This window comes from Ensifer meliloti (assembly GCF_030064585.1).
Classification (GTDB): domain Bacteria; phylum Pseudomonadota; class Alphaproteobacteria; order Rhizobiales; family Rhizobiaceae; genus Sinorhizobium; species Sinorhizobium meliloti.
The window spans coordinates 3,406,392-3,424,678 of record NZ_CP120365.1 but is presented as its reverse complement, the minus strand read 5'-3'; the positions used below and the strand labels follow the sequence as shown (position 1 = coordinate 3,424,678).

Here is an 18,287-nt window from a genome sequence, read left to right as displayed (position 1 = left end):
TCTCGGTTTCCCGGATATGGGTTCGGGGTATGAGGTCAACTATACCTTCGGCCGGCAAGGGCCGATCGGCGTGGTCAAGGAGACCACGCTTGCCGAATTGCTTCAGCGCTATGCCGACATCCTGTGGGACGAAGGCAGGCACAAATACAATGTGAAGGCCTTCATCGGAGAGCTCGACGAGATCTTGCTCGGTGCCCGTTTCTCCGCCTTCTCGCAGGAATTGCTCGACGGCCTCATAGGTGCGCTACGCAAGCGCGGTAACAGCAACGCGACCATCAACAGGAAGATCGCGGCGCTGGGGAAGTTGCTGCGGAAAGCGTACAAGATGGGGGACATCCACAATCTGCCGGAATTCAAACGCCAAAAGGAGAAAGCGGGGCGCCTGCGCTTCCTGGAGGCCGACGAAGAAGAGGTGCTGTTCCGCGAAATCGCCAGCCGATCGGAACTCTATCTGTACCTCTCGATATTTCTGGTGGATACCGGTGCTCGCCTGGGCGAGGCCATTGCCCTCAAATGGAACGATATTCACGAGGGCCGGGCGACATTCTGGGTGACGAAATCGGGCCGCAGCCGCACAGTCCCGCTTACCGTGAGAGCAAAAGACGCATTGAAGCGCGTCGCGGACAGGTCCCCGGGTCCATTTTCGAGAATCGACCAGCAAAAATACCGTGCTGTCTGGAACGCCGCGAAAGTGGATGCGGGCCTCGGCAACGAAGACGATCTCGTTCCCCACATCCTGCGGCATACCTGCGCCTCGCGCCTGGTCAGAGGCGGGATCGACCTCAGGCGGGTTCAGATGTGGCTCGGCCACCAGACCCTCGAGATGACGATGCGCTACGCGCATCTGGCCTCCCATGACCTCGATATGTGCGTGCCCGTACTTGAGCGTCATCTCAAGTAATCGCGCATGAGCGCCGGCAGCAGCGCGCGTCCCCGTAGCCATACTCCAGAAAAGAGAAAGCCCGGCTTAAAGCCGGGCTTCCCTTCCACTGACCGAGGTCAGGTCAGATTAGAAGTCACGCTGCAGGCGGAGGAAGCCGCTGACGTACTCGTCACCATCATCCGGATCGGTGTAGTTGATCGTGAAGCGGGTAGCGAGACCTTCCGTGATGTCGTAGTCGGTCGTGATACCAACGCGCCACTGATCGTCGTTACCGAAGCTGGTGTTCGAGTCTTGCAGGCTACCCCAGTACTGAGCAGCCGGGGTGATCGCGAACTTGTCGGAAGCGTTGAAGCGGTAAGACGCAGCAACGGTCCACTCGGAGTCAGCCCAGTAAGCGTTCGGGTTGGACGCCCAGATGCCGGCGACCTGAAGGGTGCCCGGGCCGAGGTCTGCCGAGAGCAAGCCGCGGACAGCGCCTTCTTCCCACTCGGTGTCGTAGCTGCCGAGCAAGTCGAAAGCAACGCCGCCGAGCGTCGCGGAGACGATACCGGTAACGCCAACGCCGTTGGCCTTGGTGCTCGTGCCTTCGAGTTCGTCAACCGAGATACCGGCCTGGAAGGTGCCGCCGTCGTAGATGTAGGCGAGCGAGTTGAACTCGGTGACGTTGCCGAGCGAGTCGGTTTCGCCGTTCAGGCCCTTATCCCACCAGCTGTAGAAGAAGCCGGCCTTGAAGCCGCCGAGCTGGATGTAGGCTTCATCGACGTCGATCAGGCTGTCGCCTTCGTCGGTGTCGTTGTCGGCGTTGAACTCAGCAGCGAAGAAGCCGGTGAGCGTGCCGTATTCGGTGTCGCTCTTCGCGTCGATCGAGATGTAGGCGCGGGAGAACATGTCCCAGTCCGACGTGGACTGACCACCGAAGTCTTCCTGGTTCCAGCGATCGTCAGCTTCGTCACGACCGAATTCACCCTGGATACGGATGAAGCCGCCGATCTTGAGGCAGGTTTCCGTGCCCGGAATGTAGAAGTAGCCCGTGCCGAAAGCGTCGCAGACGCGAACGTATTCCATGGGCTCCGGCTCGGCAGCGACGATCGCGTCGGCAGCCTGGGCGCCGGAGACTGCTGCGAGAGCAGCAGCGGAGCCGAGAAGAAGGCTCTTGATGTTCATTTCTGACCTCCAGTCAAAAGTTTCAAACGGGTCTGGGTTTTTTTTGCTGAAGGACAGCGTTCCCTGCCCCATCCCCAACGTTCAAGAAGTCGGACGATCAACCGCCCTTGCTTCCGGAGTTGAAAATACAAAACCGGGTGGGGCGCGCAACGACCAACTTACCAGATCGACTCCTTTGCCCTGCCCTTCCCTGATCCCTGTTGCTGAAACGACACAAAATCGCCCCAGACGGCCCGAGGGAATTAACAAAGCGTTAAGAAAATCCTTTAGCGACGGGGGTTTAGCGCGAGGTCACTCCCGGCCATCTGTTCCGGAAAGGGGCAAAAAATGGCCAGAAAGGGGGATAAAACCGGGCAAGAGCGCTCCGCGAGACCGGTCCTTGCGGAAGCCATGGGCACGCCGATCGTCGGTTCGCGCGGATGGTCGAGGTGCTTCCTGGCCGATTCCCGGCAGAATCAGTGCGCAGGGATTCGCGAGTCGGCAGGCACCTCGACACAGTGCGCGCTCGCCGAGGCAATGGGTTCAGCCAAGCATGTCATCAAGCAGCAAACTCAGGAACGTGACGGCGGTGGCGGGAATGGGAATCCGTTCGATGAACTGTTCGGACCCGGCGGCAGAGCCATTTGCCATTGAAATTTGAGTTATAGAGTGGTACATATGTCCATCGTTGGAGTGAACCTGTGATCGTAGGCTTTCGGGACGACTGGCTTCGGACCTTCTTTGTGGATGATGTCCGTTCCCGTAACATCCCGTCCGATCTTGAAGCTCGGTTGTTCCGCAAGCTCCAGATGATTGACGATGCCGCAACCGACCAAGACTTGCGCGTGCCGCCCAGCAATCACTTCGAGAAGCTGCGCGGCAATCTGGCGGGGCTGCATTCGATCCGCGTCAACCAGCAATGGCGGCTGATCTTCCGCTGGGATGGGACGCGCGGAGAGGCCGACGGGATTTATCTGGACGATCACAGCTACCGATGAAAGCGAGGCGAACATGCTGACCACCAAGCGCAAGCCGGCGACTGTCGGCGAGATACTGACTGAAGAGTTCATGCGGCCGATGGGATTGACGCAGGGCGCGCTCGCCGAGGCGATGGGCGTCCAGCGCAAGCACGTCAACGAATTATGCGGCAACCGCAGGAACCTGACGGCGGCGACGGCGCTGATCCTCGCCCGCGTGTTCGGCAACAGCCCGGACTTCTGGCTCAATGTGCAGAGGCGCAACGATCTTTGGCTGGTGATGAATACGCCAAAGGAACGTGAGCGGATCGAGCGCGCGCGTCCGTTGGAGAATGCAGCCTGAGCACCGTCATGTGGACGAAATTGCGGGCGTCTCTGCATCTATGCAAGGAGATCAACATCTGCACCGTGCTGGCCGGGCAGAAGCTTGGAATCAAAGCAGTCGACGGAGCCTGCCCCGGACTTGATCCGGGGTATTGGCTCGTCAGCTTCATGCACGATGATCTGGGATATATCGACCTGGAGCAGAGGACTTTGCAAACCATCGACAACCCGTTCGGCACGAGGTTGTCACCCATGTCTTAAGGACGAAGTGTTACCCATGTGTCCGGGTCGGACAGAATGGGCCGAAATAAAATGGCGGAGAAGAAGGGATTCGAACCCTCGATACCGTTTCCGGTATACTCCCTTAGCAGGGGAGCGCCTTCGACCACTCGGCCACCTCTCCGTTAGCGCCTGACTAGTGTCACGGCGTTTCCAATGCAAGATTTTTTTGTCGAATTTCAGGAAATCATCCGATTTTCATCCGCTTCGGGCCGCGGCGCCCCCGAGTCATATGAGAACTAGGACCGCATCGGGCAATCGGGAAAGGTCTTGTCCGTCGCGCATGAAACGTCACAACGCCAAGTGCACTGACTTCTTCCGGGGGAATTCTTTCTCTGCGTCGATTCCGATTCCCATCCTTATGCGATAAGTTCCGCGGGCATTTCCGAACGGAGTACGGTTTTTCAAGATGTCCGCATTCTCACGCTTCACGCCACTCATCCAATCCCTGCCGGCCAGCGTCCCCTTTGTCGGCCCGGAAGCCCTCGAGCGTCAGCACGGCCGCAAGATTGCGGCACGCATCGGCGCCAATGAGAGCGGCTTCGGCCCGGCACCATCCGTATTGCTCGCCATCCGCCAGGCGGCCGGCGACACCTGGAAATATGCCGATCCCGAAAACCACGACCTGAAGCAGGCGCTTGCCGGCCATCTCGGCACCTCTCCCGCCAATATCGCCATCGGAGAGGGTATCGACGGCCTCCTCGGGCAGATCGTGCGGCTCGTCGTGGAAGCCGGCGCGCCGGTGGTGACTTCTCTCGGAGGCTATCCGACCTTCAACTATCATGTCGCGGGCCATGGCGGGCGGCTGGTCACGGTACCCTATGCCGACGACCGGGAAGATCTCGAAGGACTGCTCGCCGCCGTGGGCCGTGAGAATGCACCGCTCGTCTATCTGGCCAATCCCGACAATCCGATGGGAAGCTGGTGGCCCGCCGAGCGCGTCGTCGCCTTCGCGCAGGCCCTGCCGGAAACGACGCTCCTCGTACTCGACGAAGCCTATTGCGAAACGGCGCCGCGGGATGCGCTCCCGCCGATCGAAAGCCTTATCGACAAGCCCAACGTCATTCGCACGCGCACCTTTTCGAAGGCCTACGGCCTGGCAGGCGCGCGCATCGGCTATACGCTGTCGACGCCGGGGACCGCCCAGGCCTTCGACAAGATCCGCAATCATTTCGGTATGAGCCGCATCGGCGTGGCAGCAGCAATCGCCGCTTTGGCCGATCAGGACTATTTGAAGGAAGTCACGCTCAAAATCGCGAACTCACGGCAAAGGATCGGCCGCATAGCTGCCGATAGCGGACTCGCCCCCCTGCCCTCAGCCACGAATTTCGTGGCTGTCGATTGTGGAAAGGATGCAAGCTATGCACGGGCGATCGTCGATCGGCTGATGAGCGATCACGGGATCTTCATCCGCATGCCTGGCGTCGCGCCGCTCAACCGCTGCATCCGCATCAGCACCGCGCCCGATGCGGAAATGGATCTTCTTGCGGCCGCGCTTCCGGAGGTGATCAGGAGTTTGGCTGCCACCTGAACCGGCGGCAACCGCCACGCATCAGTGCATCGTCATCCATTCGCGTGCTGCGCGCAGCGCAGCGGCGAGATCCGACTTGCTCATCGTCGCCGCAAGGTCGGCTCGTAGATCCGCCGCGCGGTCCGAGCCCCTGATCGCGGCGATGTTCAGCCACTTGTGCGCGGCTACCAGATCGACGGGCCTGCCGCGGCCCGTCGCATAGGCGAGGCCCATCTCGCACAGAACGTCGGCACGGTTGCCGCCGCCGATGGCGTCATCCGAAACGATCTCAATGTTAAAGAGTGCCATTTTTCTTGTCCCTGTCTTTTCTTCGTTAGAGCGAAGCGGCCCGCCCGTATGGGGCGAGCTCTGCTTCAGCTGGTATTCTGGTCCCTGTTTCATCGAGCCTCTTGGCGGGCTTTCCGGGAAATCGCCCCGTCTTCTGCGGTGTCGCTTTCCGGTTGGTCGGCGGCTTATTTCGCCGCTCGTCTTATGGATGTGAATATGCCCGACGGCCTTCAATGGCCGCTTAAAATCCATGCTTAATTTGACGCAAACAAAGTCCAAACGCTTGGTAAACTTGGGTTTTCGTTAAGCATTGCAGGCCCTGCAGAGGCACGCATTCGCCTCGAATTTTACGAAAATTTCACGTCCGGATTTCAACCAAACGCTAACCATGAGAACAGCTGCTCTTTTCAAGGACGGTGCCGCCGCGCGCAACATGTCCTACAAAGCAACGCGCGGATATTTACGTTTACGTACGCGTAATATACTGTCTGCGCCGGAGTGATCTTCGTTCGCCCGATAACCCGTGCGGCGCTGCAGGAGATCGCGCTCCACAGGGAACCAGCACACGGCAGGACCGAAGGGCCTGCCGACTTCGGAGGAGATCGCATGATTCGCACATTGCTCGTCGCAGCAGCGCTTGGCCTTGCCGCAGCCGCCCCGGTCCACGCCGCCGAGCCGATCCTCGGCAAGTGGAAGACGGCGAGCGGCTCCACCGCGGAAATCGCCCCCTGCGGTGCGGCCTTCTGCGTCACGCTGAAGACGGGCAAGCACGCGGGCAAGCGTGTCGGTTCGCTGTCGGGAACCGGCGGCAGCTATAGCGGCGTGGTCACCGATCCCGAAAGCGACAAGACCTATAGCGGCACGGGGTCGGTGGACGGCAATCTGCTGAAGATGCGGGGCTGCGTGCTGAAGGTCCTTTGCAAGTCGCAAACCTGGACGCGTCTTTAAGCCTCGACAGCTAAAACATGGGCGGCGTTGCACCAGCCGCGACCTCTAGTGAGCCGTTGCACGGAGAGAGACCGGCTGGCTCTCGCTTCCAGTTATGCGGTCTGCCGACGGCATCGCCTGGGATAGGTGAAGGTCAAGCCGCTTGTCGTCTCCCCCCTTGTGGGGGAGAATATATGCGGCAGGCCCTCGTTTCCTGCTTCTCCGTTCTGTCCGTGGCATCGTCTCAGCGGGCGCGTTGGCCGAACAGAACCTTCTGCGCCTCTTCGTCCTCGGCGAGGCTCTTCTGGCGCGCCCGCTCCTCCTTGCCCACCTCGATGGCCTTCTTCACCGCCGGTCGCGCAAGCACGGCGTCGAACCAGCGCTTCAGATTCGGGAATTCGTTGAGGTCCTGGCCCTGATTCTCGTGCGGAATCACCCAGCCGATCGCGGCCATGTCTGCGATCGAGTAATCGCCGGCGAGGAACGGTCGGTCGGCGAGCCTCTTGTTCATCACGCCGTAGAGGCGGTTCACTTCATTGGTATAGCGGTCGATGCCGTAGGCGATCCTTTCCGGGGCATATTGGCGGAAATGGTGTGCCTGCCCCGCCATCGGCCCCAGTCCGCCCACCTGCCAGAAGAGCCATTGCTCGACGTCGACACGGGCGCGCTCGTCGGCGGGATAGAACTTGCCGTATTTGCGGCCGAGATACTGCAGGATCGCTCCTGATTCGAATACGGAGATGGGCTCGCCACCCGGACCGTCCGGATCGACGATCGCCGGCATCCGGTTGTTCGGCGAGATCTTCAGGAAGTCCGGCTGGAACTGATCGCCCCGGCCGATATTTATGTACTTGACGACGTAGGGAACGCCGAGCTCCTCCAGCATTATGGTGATCTTCCAGCCGTTCGGCGTGGGCCAATAATAAAGCTCGATCGGAGCGGTCATCGCGTCTCTCCTGATTTGTCGGAAGGACTGACTTAGGAACACGACGGCTCAACGGCAAGGCCGCAGTCCGACGCGCATTTGTTTAAGTGCATGATCGTTCTCCCTAAACCGCTGCACATGTTCGGCGCTGCTTAGATGAACGCCAGATGAACGGACGTCTCAGCCAGAGTTCAGTTTGGTTGTGCGAAAAGACAATCAATCGATTTGAACGTGTCTCGCTTCAACGGACGGAACCATGGACATTCTCGCTCGCCGCCTTACCATTATCAGCCTGCTCATGGTCGTCTTCGCGATGACGCTTGCCGCCGCAGTCGGCGCCGACACGGAACGCCGCCGCCAGAACACCTATATCGGCTCGCTCACGGATTGCACCGCTCACACGGCGCAATACTGCCAAGCCAAACTCTGAAGGAAGCTGTGGAATGGCCGCTCTCGTCTCCTCTGCCATTCTTTCGCTCAGGCTCCTGATACTCGCGGGCCTGCTGATCGCACCCATCGGAGCGGTCGCTTACAGCAAAGCCGCCGGCTACGGCATCGGCAAGAACGGTGCCGGCTTCGTTCTTTTCGTCACCCTTCAGCGCCAGGCGATGAGCTGATTTCGAGACCCGCTTTCTATCCTTGCATGTCGGTTGAAAGTCCGTTTCTCTCTTGATCGGGAGGACCTGAAACCGTGCCCGCATACGCTATCTATTTTCTCGCTGCTCTTGCCGAAATCACCGGATGCTTTGCCTTCTGGTCCTGGCTGAGACTTGGCAAATCCGCCTTATGGCTCATTCCCGGCATGGCTTCGCTCGCGCTTTTCGCCTGGCTGCTGACGATGGTGGACGCGGCAGCGGCGGGCCGCACCTATGCCGCCTATGGCGGCGTCTACATCGTCGCGTCGCTCTCTTGGCTCTGGCTTGCCGAAGGCGTCCGGCCGGATCACTGGGACATGACGGGCGCCGCCGTGGCGCTCGCCGGCAGTGCGATCATTCTCGCGGGGCCTCGCTGAAGTACAACGTGCGGCGCTGTAGAACAAAAAACAACACTCTTGTCGTTTGCTTGTCGAAAGGTGCAGCATATAATGCGACATGAACAAGCGAATCTCTTCAAACTCCGTCCTCTCCGTCGCCACCCCTGAACCCTTTGAGCCGCAGCTCTTCGACGATCCGACCGAGGCCGTCGATTGTCTGGAGGCGCTCTACGAGCGCAACACCCGCTTCCTCTGCGAAGGTTTCGAAGGGCTCGGAAAAAGCGGCAGGCCGCTCACCCGTTTCCGCGCCTGCTATCCGCAGGTCAGCATCGAGACGAGCAGCTTCGGACATGTCGATTCCAGGCTCTCCTTCGGCTATGTCAGCGCGCCCGGCGTCTACACGACGACCATCACCCGGCCCAAACTGTTCCGGCACTATTTGAAAGAACAGCTCGGCCACCTCATGCGCAACCACGGCGTCGGCGTCACGGTGTCGGAATCCTCGACACCTATCCCCCTCCATTTCGCCTTTGGCGAAGGGGCGCATGTCGAAGCGTCTGCGGCCGAAAGCATCGACATTCCGTTGCGCGACCTTTTCGACGCGCCGGATCTTACGACCACCGACGACGAGATCGCCAACGGCTCCTACGAGCCGGGACCGGGAGAACCGTCGCCGCTCGCGCCCTTCACGGCGCAGCGCATCGACTATTCGCTGGCGCGCCTCAGCCACTATACTGCGACCAGCGCCAGGCACTTCCAGAACTTCGTGCTTTTCACGAACTATCAGTTCTATGTCGACGAGTTCTGCGCCTGGGCGCGCCAGCAGATGGCGGAGGGCGGCAACGGTTACACCGCCTTCATCGAACCCGGCAACATCACCACACCGGCGGGTGCCGACCGGCCGGATGCCGACTATTCGCTCGCCCGTCTGCCGCAGATGCCCGCCTATCATCTGAAGAAGAAGGGGCACGGCGGCATCACCCTCGTCAATATCGGCGTCGGGCCATCCAATGCCAAGACGATCACCGACCATATCGCCGTGTTGAGGCCGCATGTCTGGCTGATGCTCGGCCATTGCGCGGGGCTGCGCAACAGCCAGCGGCTCGGCGATTACGTGCTGGCGCATGCCTATATGCGCGAGGATCACGTGCTCGATGACGACCTGCCGGTCTGGATTCCCCTGCCCGCACTGGCCGAGGTGCAGGTTGCCCTGCAGGATGCCGTCGCCGAAGTGACGGGCTACAAGGGCTACGACCTCAAACAGATCATGCGCACGGGCACGGTCGCGACGATCGACAACCGCAACTGGGAACTGCGCGACCAGCGCGGGCCGGTCAAACGACTCTCGCAGGCCCGGGCCATCGCGCTCGACATGGAATCGGCGACCATCGCCGCCAACGGGTTCCGCTTCCGCGTCCCCTACGGGACGTTGCTCTGCGTGTCCGACAAGCCCCTGCACGGCGAACTGAAGCTGCCCGGCATGGCAAGCGCCTTTTACCGGACCCAGGTGAGCCAGCATCTGAAGATCGGTATCCTCGCCCTGCAGAAACTGGCGGCAATGCCTCCCGAGAAGCTGCATTCACGCAAGCTCAGAAGCTTCTACGAGACCTCGTTCCAGTAGAGCCAGCATCTTATCGCGCAGAAGCGTTTCACGCTTTCGGCCGCAGGAGGAGCGACAGCATCGTGCCGGCCACCGCCGACACGATGACCATGAGGTGGGCATTGACACTGGCGCGGCCGAGCGTCTCGAGCGTCGCCTGATCCGCCGACGCTCCGAAGGAAACCGCGCCGGCGACGATCGCCGCTGCGTAGGTTCCCACACCCGCCGGCGCGTGCACCGGCAGCACGGAAGACAATTCGCCACCGAGCGCCCCGCCGAAGGAGGCGGCGAGTGGCGCGACCCCCATGATCGCGAGCACCCAGGCGAGAACGACGACCTTTACCGCCCAGTTCAGCATCGTCATCGCCCAGGCCCGCAGGAAAGCGGGAATGCCGATCGGCAGACCTGCCTCCGCCTCGTCCAGGAGCGGACCGGCCTTCGCCGGCGCGACACGGCGCATCACGGTGAGAGCTTTCTCCTTCATGAGAAAGAAGGCAAGAGGCGACAGAAAAGCGATCAGCCAGAGAACCCAGCCGATCGCCCCTTGGCCCCGCCCGGCCACCAGGCCCACCGCAGCGACGGTGAGCAGGGCGTGCAGATCCAGAAGCCGCATGACGAAGAGCGCCGCGGTGCCACGCACCAGCGGCACGCCGAATTCGCTGCGCATGAGCAAGGGAAAGCTCGTTTCGCCGGCTCTGAACGGCAGCATGATGTTGAGCAGATTGTGAACCTGGGTCACCCGGAAGAGAGACAGAAAACGGCCCCTGGTTTCACCCGGGAAGTAGTCGTGGATCCGATAGCAGCGGATGAAATAGGTGGCGACGAGAAGCGCTAGCGCCGAGAGGACCGGCCCGACGCCGATCTCGGCCCATTGCCGCAGCAGTACCGGCCAGCCCCAGACCCACTCTACGAAGATGGCATAAGCCGCGATTGCCGCCGCGGAAATCAGTGCCAGACGGTTGCGCGCGAGCCACGACCGCCGGCTGCGCTCCCAGTTCGTATTCATCGAGACCGTTTTCCTGTATCAGCAATGCGATTCGACATTGGTTATAACCTCATAAGTATGCAAGAAAACCTGCAAGCCCACCGGAGACTGCCCCCTTGAATCGCATCGAAGAACCCGTGAAGCCGATGACCGAAGTCCTGGAGGGCGTCGAGCTCTCCATAGTCGTGCCGGTGTTCAACGAGGAGGAGAGCGTCGGGCCGCTCGTCACGCGCATCCGGGCGGCCATGGCCGGGTTCCTGAAGTCATGGGAGCTCATCCTCGTCGACGACGGGAGCACGGACCGGACCCTGCCGAATGCGCGCAAGGAGCTTTCACACCCCGACCTGCAACTGAAGATCATCGAGCTCCAGAAGAATTTCGGCCAGACGGCCGCAATGCAGGCGGGAATCGACGCGGCCTCCGGCCGGCTGATCGCGACGCTCGACGGCGACCTCCAGAACGATCCGGCGGACATTCCCAACATGGTCGCGGCGATAGAAGAGCGCGGGCTCGACCTCCTTGTCGGCTGGAGGCAAAACCGACGCGATGCGCTGATTCTGAGGAAGATCCCTTCCTGGTGCGCCAACGTTCTGATCGGCAAGATCACCGGCGTGAGATTGCACGATTATGGCTGCAGCCTGAAGATCTACCGCGGTTCCATCATCAAGCAGGTGAAGCTGATGGGGGAAATGCACCGCTTCATTCCCGCCTGGGTGGCGGGTGTCGTGCCGAGCAGCCGGATCGGGGAGATGCCGGTGACCCATCATGCGCGGCATTACGGCACCTCGAAATACGGTATCTCGCGCACGTTCCGGGTTATCCTCGATCTGCTCGCGGTCTTGTTCTTCATGCGCTACAAGGCGCGGCCCGGGCACTTTTTCGGCTCCATTGGCCTGGCCGCAGGCGGCCTCAGTGTGCTGATCCTTCTCTATCTTGCGATAGACAAGTTCATCCTCGGCAACGACATCGGCACCCGTCCGATGCTGATCGTCGGCGTGATGCTGTTCCTCTCGTCGATCCAGCTGATCACCACCGGCATTCTCTCGGAGATGATGGCGCGCGCCTATTTCCGCGACGATGAAGTGACGAGTTACATCGTGCGCCAGACTTTCGAGCGGGAGCAGCCGCATGCTTGAAGCGGTCAATCGGCGGCCTGGAGCGGCCGTCCTGGCGGTTGCCGGCTATTTCCTGCTGTGCATCATCCTGCGGGTCTCCGTCTCGAGCTCACTGGAGATCGACGAGGCGGAACAGGCATTTCTGTCTCAGTTCCTCGCCCTCGGATACGGGCCGCAGCCGCCCTTCTACAATTGGCTGCAATATGGACTGGCAGAGCTCATCGGACCTTCGCTGGCGACGATGACCATCCTCAAGAACGGGCTCCTTTTTCTCTGTTGCCTGTTCTATGGTCTTGCGGCACGGCTCGTGCTGGCCGACCGGCGTCTGCCCCCGATCGCGATGCTCGGCGTTCTCACGCTACCCCCAGTCTTTCTACTCGCACAGCGCGACCTTTCGCACACAATTGCAGCACTCTTCGCCGTCTCGTTGTTTCTGTACGGCTTCCTGAGGACGCTCAAGCGGCCCAGCCTCTTTTCCTATCTCCTCACCGGGGTCGCGGTGGGTATCGGCCTGATGGCGAAGTACAATTTCGTCCTGGTGCCGGTCGCGGCGATTGTCGCCGTTTTGCCGGAACGGGAGCTGCGGGCGCGGATACTCGACTGGCGCATTCTGCCGGCGATTGCGATAGCAACTCTCATCGTTCTGCCCCACGCCTACTGGATGCTGCAGAATTTCGGTTTCGCCTCGGGTGGGACCTTGAACGAGATGAGGGAGCGCGAGGCGGAGGGACTTCTGCTTCAGGCCTTTTACGGCGTCTATTCGCTCGGCTCAGCCATCATCGGCGGCAGCCTGGTGCCGCTGCTCGTATTCGGCCTCGTCTTCCGCGGCAAGCTCCGCGCGATCTGGCAGGCGGAAAGCCAGTGGAGCAGGATCGTAGGGCGGATGCTCGCCCTTTGCCTGATTGCGGTCCTCCTGGTCGTACTCGGCGTGGCCGCCACCCATGTACGGGAAAAATGGCTGGTCCTCTTCCTCGTTCTCATTCCGCTTTATCTCTGCCTGAAGATCGAGGCGGCGAATATCGACCTCACAGACAGCCTCAGGCGCTTCTTCCTGCTGGTCTGCGTCATCGCGCTGGGTGCACTCGTGATGGTATCGGCGCGCGCCGTCGTCCGGCCGTGGTTCGGCGACTATTCGAGGCTGAATATACCCTACGCCGCATTTGCCGAAGCGGTGGCGCAGGCGGAAGGCGGCCAGCCGGCGCTTATCCTCGCCAATGACAAGCAGATTGCGGGAAATCTCCGAACGCAGTTCAGCCGGGCACAGGTCACGATGCCGAGGCCCTCAAATGCGCTTCCGGTCGATATGTCGAGAAGACCCCTTCTCCTGGTCTGGCACGATGACGCACAGCCGGAAGCGCCCGTTCCCGACCTGCTGCGGAACGCTCTATCCGAACTTGGTGTCCCGGAGGCGGCAGCGGCACCGCGCCACCTCGCCCTTCCCTATCTCTACGGGACCGGCTCGGATCGCTATGGCTTCAGCTATATCTGGGTCGCGGAATAGCGCGCGGGAAAACCGCTACACGGTTTTCCCGGCATTGCTCTCCTGCGAGCCGACCAGCAGCTTCAGTTCGCCGGGGTGAACGCGCAACGCGACCCGACCGCTTCTGATCGGAACGAGTTCGCCATCGATGACGCAGTTGATCTTCCGGTCCATCTTTGGAAAGTGCAGGTCGACCGTCAGAGCGCTCATCTCGGTGATCAGCGTGCTGCTCCTGAATTTTCCGCGCAGGATGTCGAAAGAGAGCTTCGCCACGCCGGCGGGGCTCAGCGGCGGCGCCGTGTAGAAGCCGAGGTGGCCGCTCGTCAGGTCTTCGGCATACATAAGCGTGTCGTGGCCGAAATGGTTGTTCGAAACCGAAATCGCCGAAACATGCCTTCGCTCGCGGTGCCCGTCCGCGTCGAATTCGATCTCGAAATCCGGTGGATTGAAGATGACACCGATGGCGGCGCGTGTGCTGGCGCTGATCTTCCCGAGTCGGGATGCGAACCGATAGGATTGACGATAGCGTACCATGCGGGCGTGAAGGCCCATCGAGAACTGGTGCACGAAGGCACGGCCGTCGGCGCTGCCTATATCGGCATCGATGATACGGCCATTGGCCAGCACCTCCGGGACCTTCCAGATATCGAGCGGCAGCTTCAGGGAGCGCGCGACGAGATTCATCGTGCCGGCGGGAACGATACCCAGCGGCATGCCGGTTTTCCAGGCGACGCCTGCCGCCGCCGAAATCGTGCCGTCGCCTCCGCCGGCGACTATCGCATCGAGATCGCCCCGCCCGCAGGCGGTCTCCAGAGTATCCCGCATCTCGTCCGCTCCGACCACGGCGATTTCAATCTCGTGGCCGACAGCCCGAAAGTCCTCCTCGACTTTCCTGCTGTAGGCGTCCATGTCCGTCGTTCGAAAAGTCCCCCCATCTCGATTGAAGATGGCCTTGACTTTCAATGGCTGCTGCCTCCGTCGTGCGAGTGCGTTCAGCTTCTCAGATAAGAGCGGCCGCGGGGGTTTCCATAGCCGGGCGACGAAAATTCCGGGCGGCCTTATCGCCGGCCGCTTCGGCGTGGAGAGGTTTCGACGAAGCGATCAAGCGCGCTTGAGTTCGGGCCGCGAGCGGGATTCGAGCGGCTTCAATGTCATGCTATCGCCGTTGCAGAGGACATTCTCGTCGCCCCAGGCTTTCAGGGCCATGATCACCGGTTTCAGGCTTTCTCCCCTCGCCGTCAAGGCGTAGTCGACACGCGGCGGAACGACCGGAAAGACCGTACGCGACAGAAGCGCCGCCTCCTCCAGTTCACGCAACTGCCTGGTCAGCATACGCGGCGTCACGCTCGGCAGCCTCCTGCGCAGTTCGTTGAAGCGCAGTACGCCTTCGCTCATCAAGTGATAGAGGATGACGCCCTTCCATTTGCCATCGATGAAGCTCAAGGCCGACTCCACCGGGCAGCCCGGAAATGTGTTCGTCAGTTTCGCGCGCGGCCGGGACATACGGTATCCTTTTCGACACTATAGGCCAAATTTGTGCATTCTTGTGCCTTTTGAGCATAGGGCCCATGTAGCACCTGTTCAATTTCAAAAGGAGCATTCCATGCGTGCCGTCGCCTACAAGACACCGCAACCCATCGCCAACGAGACCGCCCTGATCGACGTGGACCTGCCCGTGCCGACGCCGGGAGAGCGCGATCTCCTGGTGGAAGTCAGGGCGGTTTCCGTCAACCCGGTCGACACCAAGGTGCGCGCCGGCGTTCAGCCGGAGCCGGAGCAGCTGAAGGTTCTTGGCTGGGATGCCGCCGGCGTGGTCAAGGCGGTCGGCCCGAAGGTTACCCTCTTCAAACCCGGCGACGAAGTGTTCTACGCAGGCGCCATCGACCGGCCGGGGACGAATGCGGAGCTTCACCTCGTGGACGAACGGATCGTCGGGCGGAAACCGCAGTCGCTCGACTTCGCAGCCGCCAGCGCCTTGCCGCTTACGGCGATCACCGCATGGGAGACGATTTTCGATCGCCTCAGGGTCAATGATCCCGTGCCGGGTGCAGCGAATGCGGTGCTGATCATCGGGGGTGCCGGCGGCGTCGGCTCGATCGCCATCCAGTTGCTGCGCGCTTTGACCAATGTCACCGTCATCGCCACCGCTTCACGCGCCGAAACGCGCGAGTGGGCCTTGAAGCTCGGTGCCCATCATGTGCTCGACCACAGCCGCCCGCTTGCGGCGGAGATAGAGCAGCTCGCCCTCGGCGCGCCGGCCTTCGTGTTTTCAACGACCAACACCGACAAGCATGTCGACGAGATCGCCAAGCTGATCGCGCCGCAGGGACGCTTCGCGCTGATCGACGACCTGGCCGTCCTCGACGTCACGCCGTTCAAACGCAAATCCGTCTCGATCCACTGGGAGATGATGTTTGCGCGTCCGCTGTTCGGAACCCCGGACATGATCGAGCAGCACAATCTCTTGAACAGGGTCGCGGAACTGGTGGATGGCGGCAAGATCCGCACGACCTTGACGGAGACGCTCGGCCCCATCGACGCGGCAACGCTCAGGAAGGCGCATCAGATGATCGAAACCGGCCGTACGCGCGGCAAGCTGGTGCTCGCCGGCTTCTGATCCGGCGCGATGTGGGCCGTCTGCAAGGCCCCGCCCCAACCCCTCCCCACAAGTGGGAGGGGTTGGGGCGGGGAAGTTCTTTGGAGCTTCTATCCGTGAATGATTTCACGGTGGCGCTGGAGCCGGCGCCCGTAAGCCTGGCTCACCCGGTCGAAGATGATCGCGATCCCGACGATGGCGAGGCCGTTGAAGATGCCGAGCGTGAAATACTGGTTGGCGATCGCCTTCAAGACCGGCTGACCCAGGCCCTGAACGCCGATCATCGAGGCGATGACGACCATGGCAAGCGCCATCATGATGGTCTGGTTGATCCCGGCCATGATCGTCGGCAGCGCCAGCGGCATCTGCACGTTCTTCAGCTTCTGCCAGTTCGACGAGCCGAAGGCGTCCGCCGCCTCCAGCACATCCTTGTCGACCAGCCGGATGCCGAGATTGGTCAGGCGGATCATCGGCGGGATCGCATAGATGACGACGGCGATAAGCCCCGGAACCTTGCCGATGCCGAGAAGCATCACGACGGGAATGAGATAGACGAAGCTCGGCATCGTCTGCATCACGTCGAGCACCGGATTGACGATGTTCTGGAAACGATCGGAACGTGACATGATGATGCCCATCGGTATGCCGATCGCTATCGACAGGACCGTACAGACGAAGATCATCGAGATCGTCTTCATCGTGTCGTCCCACATGTCGAGATAGCCGATGAGGAGCAGGGTACCGATGGCACCGGCGACGATCTTCCAGTTGCGGCTGGCGAACCAGGCGATCACGGCGATCAGTATGAGAATGATCGGCCAGGGCGTTCGCGTCATGAAACGCTCGGCGTGGATCAGGAAGAACTGGAGCGGGTCGAAGAACGATTCGATCGCGTCGCCATAGGCGCGTGTGAAGCTACGAAACCCTTCGTCGATGATCTTCTTCAACTGTCGAAGCCGATCGTCGTCCATGTGCGGAAATTTGGTCAGCCATTCCATGTGTCGATTCCCCTTCGCACTCTTTTGGGCGGCTTATGGTTGTTATTGCTTTGCCGCCTGCCTTTTAACGCTAACCCGCGGTGTAAACGATGAAGCTGCGCAATCTTATTCTCAAACCGACATGCGGTGAACGAAATCTTGCGCCATCCTTCGAAAACCACGCACTCCAAAACAAAAAAACGGCGCGCTTTTACGCGCGCCGTTCCTTCGAAGAGAGTCGATCAGAGGGCAGCCTCGATCTTCTCGGCGACTTCGGGGGAAACCCACTTGGTCCAGAGGTCCGGGTTTTCCTCGAGGAAGTGCTTCGCGCCTTCCTCGCCGCTCGCCTGGTTGTCGGTCATCCAGGCCATGAGCTTGTTGACCGTGTCGTTCGTCCATGCGCGGGTGTTGAGGTATTCCATGGCCGGGCCGGCGCGGTCGGCGAATTCCTTGGTCACCAGCGTCTGGACCTTGTCCTTCGGCCAATCGTTCTTCTTCGGATCCGGGCAATCCGCGACCGTGTTGCAGCGCTTCCATTCGGCCATGTCGTTCGGAACGCCGTGCTCGAGCTTGACCATCTCGTACTTGCCGAGCAGCGCCGTCGGGGCCCAGTAGTAGCCGGCCCAGCCCTGCTTGCGCTCATAGGCCTTGGCAATCGAGCCGTCGAGGCCGGCTGCCGAGCCGGTGTCGACCAGCGTGAAGCCCGCCGCCTCGGCGCCATAGGCTTTGTAAAGCTGGGTCGTCACGACCGTGCCGCCCCACCCTTGAGGACCGTTGAAAATAGCGCCCTTGCTCGGATCCTCCGGATCGGGGAAGAGTTCCTTATGCTTCAGGACGTCGTCGATCGTCTTGATGTCGGGATTGGCATCGACGATGTATTTCGGCACCCACCATCCCTGGACGGCGCCATCCGAAAGCGCGACTGCGGCGCCGACGAGCTTGCCTTCCTGGAGACCGCGGTTCACCACGTCCGGCAGCAGGTCGACCCAGCCCTCCGGCGCGATGTCCGGCTCGCCCTTCTCGATCATCGATGTGATGGTCGGCACCGTGTCGCCGACGACCAGCTCTGCACTGCAGCCGTAGCCTTCGGTCAAAATGAACTTGTCCACACTCGCCAGGACTTCGGCGCTCTGCCAGTTCATGTTGGCAATCGTCACATCGCCGCATTCCGCCGCCGATGCCGCGCTGCCGAGTCCCAAAAGACCGGCGGCCAGGCATGTCGTTGCAAGAAGTTTCTTCATTTCGGCTCCCTCTGTTTTGGCGGTGTCTCTATGGCGGACTGCCAGCCTCACCGCAGCTGCTGAC

21 protein-coding genes, 1 tRNA gene and 1 pseudogene are annotated in these 18,287 nt (G+C 61.2%); 14 read left to right on the top strand and 9 right to left on the bottom strand.

Features of this window, described 5'->3' with window-relative positions:
- Positions 1-16 precede the first annotated feature (16 nt).
- Positions 17-901 carry a tyrosine-type recombinase/integrase gene (locus PZL22_RS23355; protein WP_425277440.1) on the top strand — a complete coding sequence of 295 codons (885 nt, stop codon included), beginning with the start codon at positions 17-19 and terminating at the stop codon, positions 899-901.
- Between the two features lie 108 nt (positions 902-1,009).
- Here PZL22_RS23355 and PZL22_RS23350 read toward each other — a convergent pair whose 3' ends face one another.
- A complete protein-coding gene (locus tag PZL22_RS23350) occupies positions 1,010-2,047 on the bottom strand; it encodes a porin (protein ID WP_003527304.1) in 1,038 nt (345 codons plus the stop codon).
- Positions 2,048-2,374: 327 nt separating this feature from the next.
- Here PZL22_RS23350 and PZL22_RS23345 point away from each other — a divergent pair, with 327 nt between their 5' ends.
- From PZL22_RS23345 to PZL22_RS23330, 4 genes and pseudogenes are all read left to right on the top strand, one after another.
- Positions 2,375-2,680 (top strand): hypothetical protein, encoded by a 306-nt coding sequence (locus PZL22_RS23345; protein ID WP_003527305.1) that lies wholly within the window; start codon positions 2,375-2,377, stop codon positions 2,678-2,680.
- A 47-nt stretch (positions 2,681-2,727) separates the two neighbouring features.
- On the top strand, positions 2,728-3,024 hold the full coding sequence (locus PZL22_RS23340) for a type II toxin-antitoxin system RelE/ParE family toxin (RefSeq protein ID WP_003527306.1): 297 nt from the start codon (positions 2,728-2,730) through the stop codon (positions 3,022-3,024).
- 13 nt (positions 3,025-3,037) lie between these two features.
- Complete coding sequence (locus PZL22_RS23335; protein WP_003527307.1) at positions 3,038-3,346, top strand: HigA family addiction module antitoxin; 309 nt, start codon at positions 3,038-3,040, stop codon at positions 3,344-3,346.
- An 18-nt stretch (positions 3,347-3,364) separates the two neighbouring features.
- A pseudogene (locus PZL22_RS23330) lies at positions 3,365-3,588 on the top strand (hypothetical protein); the annotation flags it as partial.
- A gap of 52 nt (positions 3,589-3,640) precedes the next feature.
- Here the strand turns inward: PZL22_RS23330 and PZL22_RS23325 are convergent.
- Positions 3,641-3,730, bottom strand: a tRNA-Ser gene (locus tag PZL22_RS23325).
- Between the two features lie 285 nt (positions 3,731-4,015).
- Between PZL22_RS23325 and PZL22_RS23320 the strand changes: the two genes are divergently transcribed.
- Positions 4,016-5,137, top strand: a complete 1,122-nt coding sequence (locus PZL22_RS23320) for a pyridoxal phosphate-dependent aminotransferase (protein WP_003527310.1) — start codon at positions 4,016-4,018, stop codon at positions 5,135-5,137.
- A 21-nt stretch (positions 5,138-5,158) separates the two neighbouring features.
- Here the strand turns inward: PZL22_RS23320 and PZL22_RS23315 are convergent, their stop codons facing one another.
- Positions 5,159-5,425: a sel1 repeat family protein gene (locus tag PZL22_RS23315; RefSeq protein WP_003527312.1), complete on the bottom strand. Its 267-nt coding sequence runs from the start codon at positions 5,423-5,425 to the stop codon at positions 5,159-5,161.
- Positions 5,426-6,010: 585 nt separating this feature from the next.
- Here PZL22_RS23315 and PZL22_RS23310 point away from each other — a divergent pair.
- Positions 6,011-6,352, top strand: coding sequence for a DUF2147 domain-containing protein (locus PZL22_RS23310; protein ID WP_003527314.1), 342 nt, complete (start codon positions 6,011-6,013; stop codon positions 6,350-6,352).
- Positions 6,353-6,575: 223 nt separating this feature from the next.
- Here the strand turns inward: PZL22_RS23310 and PZL22_RS23305 are convergent, their stop codons facing one another.
- Complete coding sequence (locus tag PZL22_RS23305) at positions 6,576-7,277, bottom strand: glutathione S-transferase family protein (protein ID WP_003527316.1); 702 nt, start codon at positions 7,275-7,277, stop codon at positions 6,576-6,578.
- Positions 7,278-7,512: 235 nt separating this feature from the next.
- Here PZL22_RS23305 and PZL22_RS23300 point away from each other — a divergent pair, with 235 nt between their 5' ends.
- The 4 genes from PZL22_RS23300 to PZL22_RS23285 all read left to right on the top strand — a co-directional run bounded on the left by PZL22_RS23300 (position 7,513) and on the right by PZL22_RS23285 (position 9,850).
- Positions 7,513-7,686: a hypothetical protein gene (locus PZL22_RS23300; protein ID WP_003527318.1), complete on the top strand. Its 174-nt coding sequence runs from the start codon at positions 7,513-7,515 to the stop codon at positions 7,684-7,686.
- A gap of 13 nt (positions 7,687-7,699) precedes the next feature.
- Positions 7,700-7,873: a hypothetical protein gene (locus PZL22_RS23295; RefSeq protein ID WP_003527319.1), complete on the top strand. Its 174-nt coding sequence runs from the start codon at positions 7,700-7,702 to the stop codon at positions 7,871-7,873.
- A 74-nt stretch (positions 7,874-7,947) separates the two neighbouring features.
- A complete protein-coding gene (locus tag PZL22_RS23290; RefSeq protein ID WP_003527320.1) occupies positions 7,948-8,268 on the top strand; it encodes a YnfA family protein in 321 nt (106 codons plus the stop codon).
- A gap of 79 nt (positions 8,269-8,347) precedes the next feature.
- Positions 8,348-9,850 (top strand): AMP nucleosidase, encoded by a 1,503-nt coding sequence (locus tag PZL22_RS23285; protein ID WP_003527321.1) that lies wholly within the window; start codon positions 8,348-8,350, stop codon positions 9,848-9,850.
- A gap of 28 nt (positions 9,851-9,878) precedes the next feature.
- On the opposite strand, the gene PZL22_RS23280 is transcribed toward PZL22_RS23285, so the two are convergent.
- Complete coding sequence (locus tag PZL22_RS23280) at positions 9,879-10,835, bottom strand: lysylphosphatidylglycerol synthase domain-containing protein (protein ID WP_003527322.1); 957 nt, start codon at positions 10,833-10,835, stop codon at positions 9,879-9,881.
- Between the two features lie 95 nt (positions 10,836-10,930).
- On the opposite strand from PZL22_RS23280, the gene PZL22_RS23275 reads away from it, so the two are divergent.
- Positions 10,931-11,950, top strand: a complete 1,020-nt coding sequence (locus PZL22_RS23275) for a glycosyltransferase family 2 protein (RefSeq protein WP_003527324.1) — start codon at positions 10,931-10,933, stop codon at positions 11,948-11,950.
- A complete protein-coding gene (locus PZL22_RS23270) occupies positions 11,943-13,430 on the top strand; it encodes an ArnT family glycosyltransferase (protein WP_003527326.1) in 1,488 nt (495 codons plus the stop codon). Before PZL22_RS23275 ends, PZL22_RS23270 begins: the two co-directional genes overlap by 8 nt.
- A gap of 15 nt (positions 13,431-13,445) precedes the next feature.
- Here PZL22_RS23270 and PZL22_RS23265 read toward each other — a convergent pair whose 3' ends face one another.
- Entirely contained in the window at positions 13,446-14,372 is a 927-nt protein-coding gene (locus PZL22_RS23265; protein ID WP_033048488.1) for a diacylglycerol/lipid kinase family protein, read from the bottom strand.
- A gap of 138 nt (positions 14,373-14,510) precedes the next feature.
- Positions 14,511-14,912, bottom strand: coding sequence for a winged helix-turn-helix transcriptional regulator (locus PZL22_RS23260; RefSeq protein WP_003527330.1), 402 nt, complete (start codon positions 14,910-14,912; stop codon positions 14,511-14,513).
- Positions 14,913-15,012: 100 nt separating this feature from the next.
- On the opposite strand from PZL22_RS23260, the gene PZL22_RS23255 reads away from it, so the two are divergent.
- On the top strand, positions 15,013-16,026 hold the full coding sequence (locus tag PZL22_RS23255) for a zinc-binding alcohol dehydrogenase family protein (RefSeq protein WP_003527332.1): 1,014 nt from the start codon (positions 15,013-15,015) through the stop codon (positions 16,024-16,026).
- Positions 16,027-16,115: 89 nt separating this feature from the next.
- Here the strand turns inward: PZL22_RS23255 and PZL22_RS23250 are convergent, their stop codons facing one another.
- Positions 16,116-17,003, bottom strand: coding sequence for an ABC transporter permease (locus tag PZL22_RS23250; RefSeq protein WP_003527334.1), 888 nt, complete (start codon positions 17,001-17,003; stop codon positions 16,116-16,118).
- A gap of 221 nt (positions 17,004-17,224) precedes the next feature.
- Positions 17,225-18,223 (bottom strand): ABC transporter substrate-binding protein, encoded by a 999-nt coding sequence (locus tag PZL22_RS23245; RefSeq protein ID WP_003527337.1) that lies wholly within the window; start codon positions 18,221-18,223, stop codon positions 17,225-17,227.
- Positions 18,224-18,287 lie beyond the last annotated feature (64 nt).